The organism is Campylobacter concisus (assembly GCF_002092845.1).
Lineage (GTDB): Bacteria > Campylobacterota > Campylobacteria > Campylobacterales > Campylobacteraceae > Campylobacter_A > Campylobacter_A concisus_AQ.
Genome location: NZ_LVXF01000040.1, coordinates 1 through 17,985 on the forward strand (window position 1 = coordinate 1; position 17,985 = coordinate 17,985).

At 37.3% G+C, this 17,985-nt stretch carries 17 protein-coding genes; 10 read left to right on the top strand and 7 right to left on the bottom strand.

The features are described from left to right. Positions 1-561: phosphomethylpyrimidine synthase ThiC (locus A3854_RS08055; RefSeq protein ID WP_180378674.1), on the bottom strand; the 561-nt coding region annotated here is incomplete at its 3' end. A gap of 149 nt (positions 562-710) precedes the next feature. Between A3854_RS08055 and A3854_RS08060 the strand changes: the two genes are divergently transcribed. Genes A3854_RS08060 through A3854_RS08075 form a run of 4 tightly spaced genes read left to right on the top strand, consistent with a single transcriptional unit; the run spans position 711 to position 4,351 of the window. After that, positions 711-1,829: a bifunctional 2-C-methyl-D-erythritol 4-phosphate cytidylyltransferase/2-C-methyl-D-erythritol 2,4-cyclodiphosphate synthase gene (locus A3854_RS08060; protein WP_084042043.1), complete on the top strand. Its 1,119-nt coding sequence runs from the start codon at positions 711-713 to the stop codon at positions 1,827-1,829. Continuing rightward, a complete protein-coding gene (locus A3854_RS08065) occupies positions 1,826-2,716 on the top strand; it encodes a response regulator (RefSeq protein ID WP_084042044.1) in 891 nt (296 codons plus the stop codon). The genes A3854_RS08060 and A3854_RS08065 overlap by 4 nt, the downstream gene beginning before the upstream one ends. Continuing rightward, positions 2,694-3,875, top strand: a complete 1,182-nt coding sequence (locus A3854_RS08070) for a sulfate adenylyltransferase (protein WP_084042045.1) — start codon at positions 2,694-2,696, stop codon at positions 3,873-3,875. The genes A3854_RS08065 and A3854_RS08070 overlap by 23 nt, the downstream gene beginning before the upstream one ends. Positions 3,876-3,883: 8 nt before the next feature. Continuing rightward, positions 3,884-4,351 carry a phosphatidylglycerophosphatase A family protein gene (locus tag A3854_RS08075; protein WP_084042046.1) on the top strand — a complete coding sequence of 156 codons (468 nt, stop codon included), beginning with the start codon at positions 3,884-3,886 and terminating at the stop codon, positions 4,349-4,351. A gap of 53 nt (positions 4,352-4,404) precedes the next feature. On the opposite strand, the gene A3854_RS08080 is transcribed toward A3854_RS08075, so the two are convergent. The 3 genes from A3854_RS08080 to A3854_RS08090 are packed head-to-tail and all read right to left on the bottom strand — an operon-like array spanning position 4,405 to position 6,739. Continuing rightward, the gene (locus tag A3854_RS08080) at positions 4,405-4,866 is read right to left on the bottom strand and encodes a response regulator (RefSeq protein WP_084042047.1); all 462 of its coding nucleotides are present in this window, start codon (positions 4,864-4,866) and stop codon (positions 4,405-4,407) included. Between the two features lie 50 nt (positions 4,867-4,916). After that, positions 4,917-5,870, bottom strand: a complete 954-nt coding sequence (gene hemH / locus A3854_RS08085; protein ID WP_084042048.1) for a ferrochelatase — start codon at positions 5,868-5,870, stop codon at positions 4,917-4,919. Further along, a complete protein-coding gene (locus A3854_RS08090; RefSeq protein ID WP_084042049.1) occupies positions 5,870-6,739 on the bottom strand; it encodes a Gfo/Idh/MocA family protein in 870 nt (289 codons plus the stop codon). Before A3854_RS08090 ends, hemH begins: the two co-directional genes overlap by 1 nt. Before the next feature lie 167 nt (positions 6,740-6,906). Here A3854_RS08090 and alaS point away from each other — a divergent pair, with 167 nt between their 5' ends. The 6 genes from alaS to A3854_RS08120 all read left to right on the top strand — a co-directional run bounded on the left by alaS (position 6,907) and on the right by A3854_RS08120 (position 13,874). After that, on the top strand, positions 6,907-9,465 hold the full coding sequence (alaS, locus tag A3854_RS08095; RefSeq protein ID WP_084042050.1) for an alanine--tRNA ligase: 2,559 nt from the start codon (positions 6,907-6,909) through the stop codon (positions 9,463-9,465). After that, positions 9,462-9,962, top strand: coding sequence for a 3-isopropylmalate dehydratase (locus A3854_RS08100; protein ID WP_084042051.1), 501 nt, complete (start codon positions 9,462-9,464; stop codon positions 9,960-9,962). Before alaS ends, A3854_RS08100 begins: the two co-directional genes overlap by 4 nt. Beyond that, the gene (gene maf / locus A3854_RS08105) at positions 9,959-10,501 is read left to right on the top strand and encodes a septum formation inhibitor Maf (protein WP_084042052.1); all 543 of its coding nucleotides are present in this window, start codon (positions 9,959-9,961) and stop codon (positions 10,499-10,501) included. The genes A3854_RS08100 and maf overlap by 4 nt, the downstream gene beginning before the upstream one ends. Continuing rightward, positions 10,498-12,426, top strand: coding sequence for a transglycosylase domain-containing protein (locus tag A3854_RS08110; RefSeq protein WP_084042053.1), 1,929 nt, complete (start codon positions 10,498-10,500; stop codon positions 12,424-12,426). The genes maf and A3854_RS08110 overlap by 4 nt, the downstream gene beginning before the upstream one ends. A gap of 9 nt (positions 12,427-12,435) precedes the next feature. After that, positions 12,436-12,723, top strand: coding sequence for a ComEA family DNA-binding protein (locus tag A3854_RS08115; protein ID WP_084042054.1), 288 nt, complete (start codon positions 12,436-12,438; stop codon positions 12,721-12,723). A gap of 155 nt (positions 12,724-12,878) precedes the next feature. Further along, a complete protein-coding gene (locus tag A3854_RS08120; protein WP_257639903.1) occupies positions 12,879-13,874 on the top strand; it encodes a phosphoethanolamine transferase in 996 nt (331 codons plus the stop codon). Between the two features lie 58 nt (positions 13,875-13,932). Here the strand turns inward: A3854_RS08120 and glyS are convergent, their stop codons facing one another. From glyS to A3854_RS08135, 3 genes are all read right to left on the bottom strand, one after another. Then, a complete protein-coding gene (glyS, locus tag A3854_RS08125; protein ID WP_084042055.1) occupies positions 13,933-15,951 on the bottom strand; it encodes a glycine--tRNA ligase subunit beta in 2,019 nt (672 codons plus the stop codon). Between the two features lie 152 nt (positions 15,952-16,103). Beyond that, positions 16,104-17,507, bottom strand: coding sequence for an endonuclease/exonuclease/phosphatase family protein (locus tag A3854_RS08130; RefSeq protein WP_084042056.1), 1,404 nt, complete (start codon positions 17,505-17,507; stop codon positions 16,104-16,106). Then, positions 17,504-17,983, bottom strand: a complete 480-nt coding sequence (locus A3854_RS08135) for a tRNA (cytidine(34)-2'-O)-methyltransferase (RefSeq protein ID WP_084042057.1) — start codon at positions 17,981-17,983, stop codon at positions 17,504-17,506. Before A3854_RS08135 ends, A3854_RS08130 begins: the two co-directional genes overlap by 4 nt. Positions 17,984-17,985: the final 2 nt, after the last annotated feature.

Sequence of the window (17,985 nt, forward strand, 5' to 3'; positions counted from 1 at the left end):
TAAACTGCCACCACGGCTTACTATGCCCATTTTACGCTTTTTAACAAGTGGCAAAAACTCACGCAAAAAGCCAGCGTGTATCGTAAAGTAACTAACCCCTTGCTTCGCTTGCTTTTCAAGTATCTCTAAAATGAGCTCATTTGTGATATTTGTAACCTCTTTTGCCTCTTTTAAAATTTCATACATAGGCACTGTGCCAATTGGTACGCTTGAATGCTCGATAATCGCACTTCTAATAGCATCTAGATCGCCATCGGTGCTTAGATCCATAACCGTATCGGCGCCAAATTCCAGGCAAATTTCAAGCTTTCTAAGCTCAGTACAAATGTCACTGCTTAAGCTTGAGTTGCCGATATTTGCATTGACCTTTGTCTTTAGCTTTCTGCCTATGCCCATTGGCTTTAAATTTTTATGATTTATATTTGCTGGGATGATGATGCTACCTTTTGCAACACCATCCATCACCAAATTTTCACTAAGCCCTTCGATCCTTGCCACATAGCTCATCTCTTGCGTTATCTCGCCGCGCCTAGCATAATACATCTGCGTCTTATCTCTCATATAAGGCCTTTTTTGATTTTTAAAAACCTCATTTTAGTCCTTTTTTGATTTAAACTAACTAAATAAGCTTTTAAAAATTTACTTTTTAAAAAGAAATTTTGAAGTTTTGAGATGTATAATTCTGTAACAATTTTTAACAAGGAGCTACCTTGCTTGATATATCACTTATAATGCTTGGAGCAGGAAATTCTAGCCGTTTTGAGCTACCAGTAAAGAAGCAATGGCTTCGAATAGGAAGCGATCCACTTTGGCTATTTGCCACTAAAAATTTGAGTAACTTTTACACATTTAAAGAGATCATTGTCGTTAGCAAAGAGTGCAAATATATGTCAAAATTTACTCCAAATTATAAATTTGTTGATGGCGGTGAAACCAGACAAGATAGCCTAAAAAACGCACTTGAATTAGTAAATAGCGAATTTGTCTTAGTTAGCGACATCGCTCGCCCTTGTATCTCAAGCGAGCTTTTTCACAAGATTATAGAGGCAGCAAATCAGGCCGATTGTGTAGTTCCAGCACTAAAGATCGCAGACACTGCTTATCTTGGCGAAAATGTGGTTGATAGAGATAAGGTAAAGCTTATCCAAACACCACAACTCTCTCGTACAGCACTTCTTAAAAAGGCTCTTAGCAGCGACGAAATTTACACAGATGATAGCTCAGCTATGAGAGCCATTGGCGCAAGCGTATGGCAAATTTTAGGTGATGAGATGGCAAGAAAGATCACTTACAAAGAGGATCTTGCTAAAATTTCTGCCTTAAAAGAGCCAGAAAATGAAGTCTTTGTGGGAAATGGCTTTGACGTGCATGAGTTTGAAAAGGGGCGTCCGCTTGTGCTTTGTGGCGAGAAGATCGACTATGAGTTTGGGCTAAAAGCTCACAGCGACGGCGACGTGGCGCTTCATGCACTAACTGACGCTATCTTGGGAGCTGCTGGGCTTGGCGATATAGGCGAGCTTTTCCCTGATACGGACGCTAAATTTAAAGATATTAGCTCCATTTACTTGCTTGAGGAAGCTTACAAAAGGGTGCAAAGTGTGGGTTTTGTGCTAACAAACGCTGATATCACGATAATGGCACAAAAACCAAAAATTTCAAAGCTAAAGTCAAAAATGGAGGCAAACATAGCAAAAGCTCTAAAATTAAGCCAGAGCCGCATAAATGTAAAGGCAACGACTACTGAAGGGCTTGGCTTTGTTGGCAGATGCGAAGGGATCGCCGTAATGGCAAGTGCAAGCCTTAAATTTTACAACTGGAAGCAAATATGAAAATTTTAATAGTAGAAAATGAAATTTACCTAGCTGGCTCGATGGCTAGTAAACTAGCTGACTTTGGCTACGATTGCGAGATCGCTAAAAGCGTAAAAGAAGCATTGAAGTTTGAAAATTTTGATGTAGTGTTACTTTCTACCACACTTCCAGGGCAGGATTTTTACCCTGTTATTGAAAAATTTAAAAGCTCTATCATCATTTTATTAATCGCTTATATCAATAGCGACACTGTGCTAAAGCCGATTCAGGCAGGTGCGGTTGATTACATCCAAAAGCCGTTTATGATAGAAGAGCTAGTTAGAAAGATAAAGCATTTTGAGGAATTTAGAAATTTCAAAAACGAGATCAAAAACTATGAAAGCTACGTAAATTACGCTTTAAAAGAGTACGAAATTTCTAGCTTTGAGGCAAAAAAGATAAAATTTCCACTGCTTTTAAAATCAAGCAAAAGCGGATACAGCGATAAATTTATTTTTAGCTACGTAAAAGCTTGCAAATTGCCATTTTTATTTTTAGGCAAAGCCTGTTTCTCTGAGCTTGAAAAGGCACTAGCCAAAAATGGTGACGAGCTAATCTATATGACAAATTTAGAGGAGCTAAAACAAGAAGAAAAAGAGAAAATTTTAGAAATTTGCAAAAAGAAAAAGGTCGCAATCTCAACTAGCGACTTTGCACAAAAAGCACCATTTGACGAGCTTGAACTTTCAGGACGCGATAAAAATTTCAATATCGATGAGATCGTTACGATCGATGAATATATAAAGTACGTAATCGTTAATTATCAAGATAAATTCCCTGATACAGAACTTAGCAAGAAGCTTGGAATTTCTAGAAAATCACTTTGGGAAAAGAGAAAGAAATATGACGTCAGCAAGAAAAAATAGTGAAATTTCTATAAATACCGAAGTTTTTGGTGCTTTGGAGCTAATAAAAAATAAAATTCTCTCAGATTACGACTCACTTATGGATGATGAGCAGATAAAAGAGGTGAGCAAAAAGGGCTATTTTAATGGCGAGCCGATGCCGTATTCTTTTGGATTTGCTCCATTTGGCGAGCTAAATCAAAATATTGCCAGCAAGCTTACTCCTGGACAAAAGGTAAATCTAAATCTTGATGGTAAGATCGTTGGACACATCAATGTTGCTAAGGTCTTTAAATTTGACGAGAACATGAGGGCTAAAAATATATTTTTAGCAAATGAAGCCAGCAATGATAAAGAGCTAAATTTAGGCAAATACGGCATTAGTGGTGAATTTGAGCTTTATGATGAAAGTATGCAAATAAGCAAAAATGCACTAAATGATCTAATAAAAGAAGATGGCGCTAAAAAGATAACGGCTGTCTTTTTAACGGCTGATCCATTTAATAGAGCTCACGAGCGCCTTGTTAGAATGACTATTGACAAGGCTGATTTAGTAATCATTTTTTTAATACGAACACGTGAAGAAAAGCACGTTGATTACGAGATTAGAAAGCAAGTGTTAGACTATTTTATACAAAATTATTTACCAATAAAAAAGGTCTTTGTCTTTGCTCTAAAAAACACGACTCTTTTTAGCTCACATGCAAACCCAACACTTGAGTGTATCGCTGCTTCAAGATTTGGGGCAAATAAGCTAGTCATCGGACAAAACCACTCAGGAATTGGAATGTTTTTTGATCACAATGAAGCTCATACGATTCTTGATATTTATAAAAACGACCTAAATTTAGAGGTAATCGTGCTACCAGAACTAGTTTATTGCAACAAATGCAAGACACTAGTTAGTACCAAAAGTTGCCCACACGGACAACATCATCAGATCAAATATCATCCAGATGTTATCAAGGAGCTGCTATTTAACGGCATTATGCCACCAGCCATTCTTGTGAGGCCAGAAATTTCTGCACTAGTTTTAAGCAAACTCTTTACAAATCGCTTCAAAGACGTGCAAAAGCTTTGTGATGATCTTTTTGTAAATTCAGGACTACTTGAAAACAAAACTGACCGCGACTTTTACGAAGAGCTTATGAAGCTTTATCAAACGTCATCACTTACTTAAGGAAATTTATGCAAAAACTATTTTTAACTTTTTTTGGATTTGGACTTTTGCCAAAAGCGCCTGGTACTTGGGGTTCTATAGCTGGTGCTGTGGTAGCTTATTTTGTGCTTTATTTTTTATCATCAACCACGCTTTTTCTAGCTAGCATTTTGCTATTTTTGGTAAGCATCAGCGTTATTGATGATTTTGAAAAAAAGGTAAATTCGCACGACGAGAGCTTTATCGTGATCGACGAAGTTGCTGGCGTTTGGCTTGCTATTGCCATTAGCGGAGCTACGATTTCTCAGCTCATACTCTCGCTTGTACTTTTTAGAGTACTTGATATTAAAAAGCCTTCGATAATAGGCAGGATCGACCGCAATGTAAAAGGTGGCCTTGGCGTAATGGGCGATGATATGGTGGCTGGTTTTTTTGCTGGATTAATTAGCGCAATAATATACGGGGCTGCTATAAAATTTGGCATAACTTTGCCGTAAAAAGATAGATTTTTGGCAAAGTTATATAGGCTTAAATATCTTTTATATAAATTTTAAGCAAGTCCTAGCTCATTTAAAACAGAACTTAGATTAACCGAGCTACTATTCTTACTATTAAGATTTTTTTGCTTCTCTAGCAGAGCTTGATTGGCAAGTGCTACATTTAGCTCTTTGCGGTAATCACTTAAAATTTTATCCATTATCTTAAGCAGCTCATTCTTTTGATCCTGTGTTTTTGCGGGATCATCTATGCCTAGAAGTTCAGTTAGCTCCTTTTTCTTTTGGGCTATTTTCTCTTCTATCTTGTTAGAATTTAACTCGCTTATAAAACCAACTGCGCCGATTTCAGTAAGCCTTTTTTTAAACTGTTCAATCTTATCTGAAATTTTTGCATCGCTTGCGATTTTATCCATAGCAAGGTTTAAAATTTCATCAAAACTATTTTTTTTATCCTTAGTTTTGCTTGAGCCTGATTGCAATAGATAATCGATTATGTCGTTATTTTGTACCTTCATATATCTCCTTTTTACTGTATTGAGATATATTTTATAAGCAAGATTTATTCCTAAAAGTTAATCTCTTTGGCTGTTTTTGCTTTTTGTAAGATAAAACTAGCAAACTCATCACTAAAATTTGGGCACCAAACAACCTTGTAGAAGCTAAAATTTAGCTCTTTTGCGATCTTTGCATACTCAATAACTAGCTCAAAAATAGTCTCAGAGTTATCTATACAAAAAGAGAGTGGATAGATAAGGGCCTTTTTACTCTTGCACTTTGCCAAAATTTCATTTAGTGAGGGCTCTAGCCATTTTACAGGGCCAAGGCGCGACTGGTAGGCTAAATTTATCTCTTTGAAGTTTAATCCGCTATCTTTTATCATTTTGCTTAAAATTTGCACATGCTCATTTATATGTTTTTCGTAGACATCGCCTTTATCGATAATTTTTTGAGGCAACGAATGAGCTGAAAAGATAAGCTCCACATCGCTTACATCTATATTATTTATAGCTTCATTTATGTGCGAGATTATGATTTTGTTGTAAATTTCATCATCGTAAAATGGTCCACAAAGAAAAATTTTAGCCTTTATCTCTAGCTCATCTTTTGCTTTTTTAAAGTCATCTAAACTTGAAGTTATCGTAGTTTGTGAATGATGAGGATAAAGTGGCAAAAGCACTATCTCGTCAAAATTTTCATACTTTTTAAGCACATCTTTTACAAATGGTGAAGTATAGTTCATCGCAAAATCAACTGCATCAAACTCATTTTGCAAGCTTGAAATTTTATCGCAAAGCTTAGCTGTAAGCTCGCAAATAGGCGATTTGCCACCTATTTGTTCGTAGTTATGCTTAGCTGTTTTTAGCCTACCTTTTGTGATCATAAAAGCTACAAATTTTCTTAAAAATTTATTCTTTATACCCAAAATATACGGGTCGTTAAACATATTTTTTAGAAAAATTTCTACATCAGCAAGGCTGTTTGCCCCACCCATATTCAAAAGCAAAAGTGCCTTTTTCATCAAAATAGCTCTTTGATTTTTATCGCATCATCAATGCTTGAAAGCTCGCTACTTTCGCCGCTTTGACAAAGATCATAAAAGGCATCGTATTGAGCTTTTATCTCATTATTTATGGGGTCAGTTTTTAAATTCATCTGCCCATTTTCATTGACTCTATGAAGCTTATAATCGATAAGATCGCCAAAATAAACACCTTCTTTGGCGTTTACTTCTATCTTAAAACGCTCCAAAGAGCCACAAAAAGAATCAGTAATACTCACCAAAATTTGATTTTTCATTTTAATGTTTATTCCAACATTGTCGCATATTTTGGTATTTGTTTTATTTGCCTGAGTATAAAAAAAGCTACAAATTTCACTATCTACTAAATTTTTCGCAAGGTCTATATCGCAAAGTGAAAGCTCATTTATAATATTTCCTTCGCAAAGTGGTCTAAAATGCGCAATTGAAATGCTATAAATTTCTTCTTCTTTTAAAAGTGCCTTTTTTAATGAAACGATTGTCGGATTAAAGCGCTCATCAACGCCAGTACAAACTCTTACTTTATTTACTACTGAAGCATATTTTATCTCTTTTAGCTCGCTTACACTTTTAAATATCGGCCTTGAAATCAAGATATTTTGGCAATATTTTGCACACTGACAAAAGGCCTCTACTATCTCATGTTGAGGCAGACAAAGTACGACAGCTTGCGGCTGGGCTACTTCTATAAATTTTTTAAACTCATCAAAAAACGGAGCTCTGCAAGCATCATCTCTATTTTCTTTATCAAAAACTCCACAAACTTCAAATTTGTCAGAACGCCTCAGCTCCATATAGTGCCGCTTGCCAACCAGATTGTATCCAACAATGCCAATTTTGAGTTTCACTAAAGACCTTTTAGTTATAAATTTTTAGGCTATTTTAATCGCAAATCGCTTTTAAACAAATAAATTTATAAAATATATTAAGCAAAAATTAATTTTGTATTTTTTTATAAATTTACAAACGATTTTTAGCTAAAATCGAGCAAAATTTAAAACTAACGAGGATAAAAATGCAAAATTTAGATATAAGAAAGGCATATCTTGATTTTTTTAAATCAAAAGGTCACGAAGTAGTAGCTTCAGCACCACTCGTGCCAAACGATGCAACACTACTTTTCACAAATGCTGGCATGGTTCCATTTAAGAGCATTTTCACAGGCGAAGTGCCACGCCCAACACCACCTATTCGCACTAGCTGTCAGACCTGCATAAGAGCTGGCGGAAAGCACAACGATCTTGATAACGTCGGCTATACAGCGCGCCACCACACATTTTTTGAGATGCTAGGAAATTTTAGTTTTGGCGAATACTTCAAAAAAGAGGCGATCGCTTACGCTTGGGAATTTGTAACAGAGGTGTTAAAACTGCCAAAAGATAAGCTTTATGTAACCGTTCACGAAAGCGACGATGAAGCATTTGAAATTTGGAGCACTCACATCGCAAAAGAGAGAATTTACCGCTTTGGCGATCACGATAACTTCTGGCAAATGGGAGATACTGGACCATGTGGTCCTTGTAGTGAAATTTTTTACGATCAAGGTGCTGAGCACTTTAACACACCTGAAGACTACATGGGTGGCGATGGAGATAGGTTTTTAGAGATCTGGAACCTTGTTTTCATGCAGTATGAAAGAAGCGCGGATGGCAAACTAAGCCCACTACCAAAACCAAGCATCGATACTGGCATGGGGCTTGAGCGCGTTACTGCTATCTTACAAAGTAAATTTAGCAACTACGACAGCACACTTTTTATGCCACTAATTAGCGAAGTAGCAAAGCTTTGCGGCAAGCCATATGTCTATGAAAGTGGCGCTAGCTACCGCGTCATAAGCGATCACATCCGCTCAGTCACATTTTTGCTAGCTCAAGGTACAACATTTGACAAAGAAGGCCGTGGCTACGTGCTTCGCCGCATCTTACGCCGTGCGATCCGTCACGGATACTTGCTAGGCATAAAAGAGCCATTTATGTATAAGCTTGTCGATAAAGTTTGCGAGCTTATGGGCGAGCACTACACCTATCTAAATGAGAAAAAAGCGGCTGTAAAAGAGCAGATAAAGCTTGAAGAAGAGAGATTTCTAGCGACTATTGCTAGCGGTTTGGAGCTATTTGAGAGCGAGCTTAAAAATACAAAAGAAATTTTTAGCGGAGAGGCTGCGTTTAAGCTTTATGACACATTTGGCTTTCCGCTTGATCTAACAGCTGATATGCTTAGAGAAAAGGGCCTAAAAGTCGATGAGGCAAGGTTTGATGAGCTTATGAGTGAGCAAAAAGCACGCGCAAAAGCTGCCTGGAAAGGCAGTGGCGACAAGAGCGCGAAGGGCGACTTTAAAGAGCTACTTGAAAAATTTGGCGAGAATAAATTTATAGGTTACGAAGAGCTTAAGAGCAAAAGTAAAATTCTAGCCCTACTTGATGAAGAGTTTAAAAATGTAGATAGCCTAGATGCTGGCAAAGAGGGCTGGGTGATGTTTGATGTCACTCCATTTTACGCTCAAAGTGGCGGTCAGTGCGGTGATAGCGGTAAGATAGTGGGCAAAGCAAATGTACTTGATACACAAAAATTTCATGGACTAAATTTATCTTTAGTAAAAACTAATGCGGCGCTAAAAGTTGGTGATGAAGTAGAGCTTGAAGTTGGCAGCGATAGAGCCCAGATCGCACGTCATCACAGTGCTACACACTTACTTCACGCAGCCCTTAGAAACGTGCTTGGCACGCATATCGCTCAAGCTGGCTCAAGTGTAGAAGCAGATAGGCTAAGGTTCGACTTCTCACATCCAAAAGCACTTACTAGCGAAGAAATTTCAAAGGTCGAAAATTTGGTAAATGAGTGGATACTAAATGGTGCTAACTCAAAAACAGAACTTATGAAACTTGAAGATGCTAAAAATAGTGGAGCTATCGCACTATTTAATGAAAAATACGCTGATAATGTAAGAGTCGTTAGCTTTGGCAATGTTAGCAAAGAGCTTTGCGGTGGCACACACGTAAAAAATATAGATGAGATCGGATCATTTTTCATCACAAAAGAGAGTGGCGTAAGTGCTGGCGTTAGGCGTATAGAGGCTGTTTGCTCAAGAGCTGCGCTAAATTTAGCAAAATCATTTAGAGCCGAGCTTGACGAGCTAAAAGATGAGCTAAAAAGCACCGAGCCACTAAATGCGGTCAAAAAGCTAAAAAATGAACTAAGAGTTTTAAAAGACAAACTAAAAAATGCTAAAAATTCTCATGAGCTAGTCTATTTAGATATAAATAAAACCAAGCTTTGCGTCACAAGCGTAGATGGTGGAGATATAAAAACCTTGATAGATGAGTTTAAAAATGAGCATGAAAGTGCTGCTATTTTGCTAATCCAAGCCGATGAGAGTGGCAAAATTTCTCTTGCAGCTGGAGTCAAAAATGCTCCTTTAAAAGCTGGTGCTTGGGTAAAATTTGCAGCGCAAATCCTAGGTGGCAATGGCGGTGGCAAAGATGACTTTGCAACAGCCGGTGGCAAAGATGCATCGATGATAGAAGATGCGATAAAAGACTCACTTGAGTACGCAAGGCAAGCCTTAGAAAAATGAGTCATTACGATATAGCTTTTATAAAATTTGACCAAGTAGTACTATTTTTGCATGTGTGCTTTGTAGCTCTTTTTGTGGGGCTACAAGCTGGTCTTGTACTTGTTGGAAGCTACTTTATAAAAAATAAATTTGAAGACAAGGAACGTTATCACATCTTACTTCACATTATAAGACGCTTTGGCATTGCGATTTTCATACTAATCCTTTGCGTGATAGCGACAAGTGTGGTTATAATTTTTGGATTTTATGATGCAAATTTGACAAATCCTATGGCAAGTGCGATGGTAGCAACAAAATGCGCAATAGAACTATTTTTGTTATTAAATTTAAGTTATATATTTTATAGATACAAAAAGGCCTTAAAAGCACTAAGATCGCATGAAATGATCGAGCTAAATGAGAGTTTGATCGTTATAATTTATTACTTCACACCGCTAAATTTATTAGCTTCCCTAGCAGCTATTTATCTTGGCATAAGCTATAAGGTATTTTTATGATAACACTCGCTTCAAGCTCACCAACAAGGGCAAATTTATTAAAAGATGCTGGCATAAATTTCACTCAAATTTCTTTCCAGTTTGACGAGAGCAAGATAGAAAAAAACGTAAAGCCTGAAATTTATGTCCAAAACGTCGTAAAAGCCAAAAAAGAGCAATTTTTAAAAGAAAATATAGGTCTTAAAAATTTGCTCTTTGCAGATAGCTGTGTGGCGTGTGGGGATAAAATTTTAGGTAAAGCAAAGGACGAAAAAGAAGCGATTGCCATGCTAAATTTACAAAGTGGCAACGAATGCAGCGTCTATACAGCGATGATATTTTTAGGCGAATTTGAGCTTATAAACGTAAGTAAGACTACATATAAATTTAAAAAATTTGACGAGTATGACCTTAATGAATACATAAAAAATAATGAGTGGCAAGGCAAGGCTGGAGCCATGACGATAGAAAATTTTAATAAAAAATATATCATTTCCCAACACGGCGAAACCAGCACAGCCATGGGACTAAATTTAAAAATATTAAAGGCATTTTTATGAAATATATCTTGGCATTTATCTTTATAGTTGCCATTTCGCTTGGCGGAGCATTTTTATATTTTTATTCACAAGTTAGATTTGATGCTTACGCTATTATTGATTATAAACCAAAGCTTACAACACAAATTTTTGATAGAAACAACGAACTCATCGCGAATATCTTTGAAGAAAATAGAATTTACGTAAAATATAACGACATCCCGCCGCGTGTCATCGAAGCACTCGTGGCTATTGAGGATACGAGCTACTTTGAGCATGGTGGTATAAACGTAGAAGCCATGGCAAGGGCTGCCATAAAAGATATTAAAGCTAGAAAGCTGGTCGAGGGTGCTTCAACACTAACACAACAGCTCATTAAAAATTTGGCTCTAAGCCGTGAGAAGAAATTTACAAGAAAGATAAAAGAAATCGTGCTTGCCATGAAGCTTGAAAGCGAGCTTAGCAAAGAAGATATCATCGAAAGATACCTAAATCACGTCTATTTTGGACATGGCTACTACGGCATAAAAACGGCAGCTGAGGGATATTTTAGAAAAGAGCTAAATGAGCTAAGCATAAAAGAGGTCGCCATGCTAGTTGGCCTGCCAAAGGCTCCAAGTACCTATGATCCTACAAAGCACCTTGACTTGTCGCTTAGCCGTGCAAATAGAGTGCTTGAGAGAATGTATAGCATCGGCTGGATAAACGAGGACGAGTACCGTAAAGGCGTGCTTGAAGAGCCAGCAGTCTTTGACGATACTCTGACAAGAAATAAAGCCCCTTACGTAGTCGATGAGATAATAAAAGAGGCTTCAAAGAAATTTGACGATATAAAAACTGGTGGCTATAAAATACAAAGCACAGTTGATCTAAATGTCCAAAAGATCGCTCAAGAAGCTCTAGTCTATGGCTACAATGAAATTTTAAAGCGCGATAAAAAAGCAAATGCAGAAATTCTAAATGGAGCTATAGTAGTCACTCATCCACAAAGTGGTCAAATTTTAGCACTAATTGGCGGTATTGACTACGCAAAAAGTAGCTATAACCGTGCCACTCAAAGCAAGCGCCAGCCAGGATCTAGCTTTAAGCCATTTATCTATCAAATAGCACTTGATAGCGGCTACTCAGTCGTTTCTCAAGTGGCTGATATCGCTAGGACATTTGATATGGGAAATGGCAAAGAGTGGACACCAAAGAACTATAGTGGCGGTTTTCAAGGCTATATCACTATAAAATCAGCCATAACTCAGTCTCGTAACCTCGCAACCATAAATTTGCTAAACGATCTTGGCCTTAGCTCGGTTCGTAAACAGCTTACTGATATGGGCTTTAACGATATCCCAGAAAATTTATCTATCGCACTTGGAAGTTTTGGGATTTCACCACTTGATTTTGCAAAATTTTACTCAATGTTCCCAAATGAGGGCGAGATGGTTGAGCCAACACTTATTAAGCATATAGAAAATAGCTTTGGGGCTTCGATGGACTATGAACCACAAAGAAAGCAAGTGCTAAAACCAGAACAAGCATTTTTGATGACGACACTTCTTCAAAATGTCGTAAATAACGGCACTGGACGCAACGCTAAAATAAACGGCATCCAAATAGCAGGCAAAACCGGCACAACAAATAATAACATCGATGCTTGGTTTTGTGGTTACTCACCTGATATCGAAGCAATAATCTGGTACGGAAATGACGACAATAGTCCTATGAAAAAGATTGAAGGCGGTGGTAGAACAGCCGCACCTGTGTTTAAGAAATTTATGGAAGGCTACATTAAGCTTTATCCTACTTTAAGACGTGCATTTGAGCAGCCAGATGGTGTTTATAAAGGCTATTATGGTGGCAGTGACGAATACTACACAAACGACTCACCGCTACCTCAAAATATGCCAGCAAATGACATCATACAAGATCAAGAAAACGATGGATTATTATTTTAGGAAGATAAGATGAAGGTTAAAATTTTACTTTGTTTGGTAGTTGCAAGTATTGCATATGGCACTAATCTAAATACAGCCAGCAAAAATGAGTTAATGGAGCTTGGGCTAAGCAAAGGCCAAGCGTTAAACATTATAAAATACAGAAAAGCCCATAAATTTAAAAGCATCGATGAACTTGAAAGAGTCCAAGGTATTGGTTTTAACGATATGCAAAAAGTTAAGGCAAAACTTAGCATAAAAGAGAATGCGAAAGTCAAAAAATCTGAAGCAAAAAACTCCAAAGGCAAGAAAAAATAATCTTATTTTTTATTTAAATTTTCTAGTCATTTACACTTGAGTCCTATTATTATGACTTTTTATAAAATAATCCACTCTTTTTTCTATACTCTTTTTCTTATATTTGCAATTATTTTTATCTTATTTTTAGAGAACACTCGAATTTAAGAACCGCATTGCTCCCATACTATCCCATCTATTCAGCTGTAAAACTAGTAAAATCGATCACACAAAAACCACTACCTTTTACTTATGTAACAGATGATGCGGTACTAGCTGATGATAAAAAGAAAATTTTAGTTTTGATAGTTGGCGAGACGCAAAGGAGCAAAAACTACTCGCTAAATTGCTACGCTAAAAACGATACAAACAAATTCACCAAGCAAAAAGATGTGGTAAGTTTTACAAATTTCTACTCATGTGGAACAGCCACAGAGACTAGTGTGCCTTGCCTATTTTCAGACTTAAAGCGAGAAGATTTTAGCAACCGCGAAGCAAAAGCTCGTGAAAATTTAGTTGATATCATCAATAAACTTGGCATAAAAACATACTTTTTTGGCAACAATAGCGGCGGTTGCAAGGGCGTTTGTGACAATCTTGATCAAAACCATACTTCAGATCATCGAGCAGAAGGTTTTGACGAAGTGATATTTGATGAGGCCAAAAAGGTCATCAAAGATGCAAATTCCACCGCCTTTATCGTGCTACATCTTCAAGGCTCGTATGGCCCTATCTACTACAAAGGCTACCCAAGCAAATTTAAAGAATTTACCCCAACATGTGACACTGCCGAGCTAAATAAATGCGCGCCAGAAGAGATAGCAAACACCTACGACAACACCATTTTATATGAGGACTATCTACAAAGCGAGCTAATAAACGCTCTTGAAGCAAGAAAAGATAAATTTGAAGTTGCCATGTTCTTTTTCTCAGATCACGGAGAGAGCCTAGGCGAAAATGGCATATATTTACATGGTCTGCCTTATTCCATCGCTCCAGATGAGCAAAAACACATCCCTGCCATCGTCTTTTCAAGCGATAGAGAACTTTTAAAAAGGCTAAAAACCAGGAGAGATGAAAGCCTTTCGCATGATTTTATATTTAGCTCAGTTCTTGGATATTTTGGAATAAAAACTAAGGTCTATGAGCCAGAATTCGATATTTTTAGGTAGTTTTAGAATATAAATTTTAAAAAGCCAGCCTAGGCAAGAGCCTGAAGCTGGCGCAAATTTAAAAGCTGATCTCTTTTATATCAGCTACTTTTAGTATCTCACTATAAATTTGACCGATGACCGCGATGCGATTATTTCGCACTTTCTCATTTTCAACATTTATCATAACTTTGTCAAAAAACTCATCGATCTGCGGTTTTAGAGCAAATAGTGCTTTTAGTCTTGGCTCATATGCTAGGCTCTTATCGACCTCTTTAAACGCGTCATTCAGAGCTTTTTCAGCATCTATCTCAAAGAGACTCTCATCAACCTTGCTAAATTTATCGTCTTTGATGATGTTTGAAAGGCGCTTAAATGTAGAGAAATTCTCTCTAAAGCTTGGCTCGCTAGAAATTTTAGCAAGTGCCTCTATCATCTTGGTTAGCTCCAAGATATCCTTTTCGCCGCTTTTTATGCATGCTTTTACGATAGAAGCGTTTGCGTCAAAGAAAGTGTAAAGCCTATCAAGGATGAAATTTATAAGCACTTCAACATCAAATTTTTTATAATCTTTTGCGATATCTTCTAAAATTTCTTTTACATTAAATTTCAAATTATGTGCCAAAACGATCTTTATCACGCCGTTTGCCGCACGTCTTAGAGCGTAAGGATCTTTCGTGCCACTTGGGATTTTGCCAATGCTAAAGAGCCCCATTAGCGTATCAAGCTTATTTGAAAGCGCTACAACCGAGCTAAATACCTTGCTTGGGCACTGCGCCTCTTCACCATCTGGCAGATACTGCTCTTTTATAGCTAGAACGACGTTTTCGTCCTCATTTTTAGCCTTTGCGTAGTAAGCGCCCATGATGCCTTGAAGCTCGGTAAATTCATAAACCATCTGCGTTGTAAGATCAGCCTTGCTTAGCATCACAGCTCGCTCTAGCTTAGCCCTATACTCGCCAGCTTCTTTTTTGAGTAGCTCGTCATAGTTGCTAGCAAGCTTTTTAGCCACTTGTAGCTCTCTAAGCTCTTTTTCGTAGATACTTCCAAGCTCTTTTAGATAAGTTATATTTTTTAGTTTTTCTGGGCCAAATTCGTGCGCTAGGTCGCTTTGCCAAAAGAACATCGCATCACTTAGCCTTGCTCTTAGCACTTTTTCGTTGCCCTTGATGATGAGCGAGTAATCTTTTGTGATGGCGTTACTTACGACTACAAAGCCATTTGCGAGCTTACCATCTTTAAAGACTGGGAAGTAGCGCTGATTTTCTTTCATGGAAGTGATGATGACCTCGCTTGGCACCTCCAAAAATTCCTCTTCAAACGAGCCAAGAAGTGCTGTCGGATACTCAGTGATCGCCACGACTTCAGCTAACAAGTCTTTATCGATTTCGATCTTTAGCCCGCTTTTTTGGCTGATCTTTTCAAACTCATCAAGGATTATTTTTTCTCTCTCATCCGCCTCAAGCACGACACCACGGCTCTTTGAGCCTTCAAAATACTCTTTTATATTTGAAATTTTTATCATGTCGTAGCTGATGCTTCTGTGCGGATAGGTTGAATCACCACTCTCTACGCCAAATTTATTAAATTTTATAACCTCATCGCCAAGCAAACACAAAAACGATCTTATCGGACGGATAAACTCAAACTCGCCGTTGCCCCAGCGCATAGACTTGCCAAAATTTAGGCTCTTTAAAAACTCCTCAACTATGTCGCCCATTATCTTAGCGACTGGCTCGCCTTTTACCTCTTTTTCGTAATAAAGCACCTCTTTGCCGTCTATCTCTTTAAATTTAAGCTCACTTTCATCTATGCCGCATTTATTCGCAAAGCTAAGTGCTGCCTTTGTGAAAGCTCCGTCTTTTAGTGCTACTTGTTTTGGTGCACCGATAAAGCTAGCTACGCTGTCAGGCTGAGCTAGTGGGAATTTCTCATGAAAAAAGACCAAACGACGCGGCGTATAATAAAACTTAAAAGAACTTACAAGATTATATTTTTCAAGCACAGCCTGCCATTTAGCATTGATATTTGGCAGCTCCCTTAAAAAGGGTATCGCTGGAAGCTCCTCAACTCCAATTTCTAATAATAACTCTTTCATATTTCACTCTTTTTATTAAAATTTTCTCTTTTTTCTCTTACCATTTTTCTTGCCCTCTCCTTCTCCTGTGACTGCAAAATGACGCCTCTTATCATAAAAATAAGAAATAAAACAAACGCCGTAATCATAAAAATATCTAAAATTTGCACTCTCTACTCCACAACGATTTGGTTTTCTCTCTTATAAATTTTAACTCTCGCGTTTTCAAAACTATACTCGCCATCTTTTAGCTTTTTCTTGCTATAAACCCTGATCTTACCGTATGGTGTATGCAGATAGCCCCTCTCTAGTCTGCCCGAAATTTTAGCAAAGACATCGCCACTTCTAGCTTCACTTAATTGCGATGCATCTAGTAAATTTTCGCTAATATCTTTTGTGCCATGCTCATTTATGATCTCATAAGAGCTGACTTCAAGCGCATCTTTATAAATTTTCATTCGCCTTACTAAAATATCTAGCTCTTCGCCTACAATAACGCTATTTTTAGGATCATAGACATAAATTCCGCGGTGATTTTTCGAGATAATAAAGCCATGTTTATCTTTTAAGATAACAACCACTTTTTCAATCACGACTGGCACTGCCTCTGGGTGATCAAAAAGCGTATCTATATCGGCCGTCTTATAGTTTTGCTCGCTTGTTTTTTTATTGGCATTGTTTTCATCTTTTTTAAAAATTTTACTTACAAATCCTTTTTTCACTGGACTTGGATCAGTTGAAATTTTAAACTTTAATGCAAAGTGATCCGAGTAAAGGTCACTCTTTGCAAAGCCTTTTTCATCGACTGCAAAGCTTGGTTTAAAGACTTCAAAACTACCACCAACATAGCTTAGATCGCCATTTTCCATAAAGCTAGGTGAAAGCAAAACATGATCGATCGCTCTTTTTTTGCCATGCACTGCGTGAGAATATCTATCTTTTGGTTCAAGCTCTTTATAAAGATCATAAAAATTTCTTGTTGCAATGATGTCATTTAGGATGGACTTTTGTCCAAAGGGCGAGTTAAAATCACCCAAAATAATTGCATTTTTCTCTTTACCTAGAGCCGTTCTTAACGTTTTTTCAGCCTTTTTTTGCATATTTATGCCATTTTTATAAGTTGGAAAGTGATTTACAAATATGCTAAATTTCTTGCCTTCCTTCTCAAAAATAACCTTTAAAATATTTCTCGTCTTTACATTTGGAACTTTAAAAATTTCACTGCCACTTGGTTGCAACTTTGAAATAAGCCCAAGCCCAACAGGCGAGTTTTTCTCCTTTGTAAAACTAACAAATTTATACTCGCTATCACTTACCAGAACTTTTAGAACTTGCTCATTTTCAATCTCTTGAAGTGCAATAATGTCTGTATTTAGTGCATTTATGACTTGTCTTGTCCTTTGTAGTTTTGAATCAGCCGCCTCGCAGTCCCACTTTGATACGCCTACTTTAAAATCAAGATACTCGCTACCATCATCTTTGCAATCAAATAAATTTTGCACATTATAAGTTGCGATGCTAATTTCACTCGCAAATGCCGCTAAAATAGTAAAAACCAAAGCAAAAACTACTCTCAAATCTCACTCCTAAAGTCAAATTCAGTGATATTTTGCCTGATCGCCTCATAAGCGATAATGCCAGCGCTCATAGCTAAATTTAAGCTCCTGCCCTCTTTTCCCATTGGTATGGTTATGGCGTTTTTAAAATTTATATCCATAAATTCTCTTGGCAGTCCAGTACTCTCGCCACCAAAAAATATAAAATCTCCTGGCTTAAATCTAGCCTCGTAGTAAAGCCTATTTGTCTTTGTAGTAGCGAAGAAAAATCTATCCTTGTGGTTTAAATTTGCTTCTAAAAATTCTTCCAAACTATCCCAAATTTTTGGATTTAAAATTTTCCAGTAGTCAAGTCCTGCTCGCCTAACAGCCTTTTCACTCAGGTCAAACACGGTAGGCTTAACGATATGTAGCTTTAAATTTGCATTAACGCACATTCTACCGATAGCTCCAGTATTTTGCGGTATCTGAGGATGAACCAGGACTATGTTAAACATAA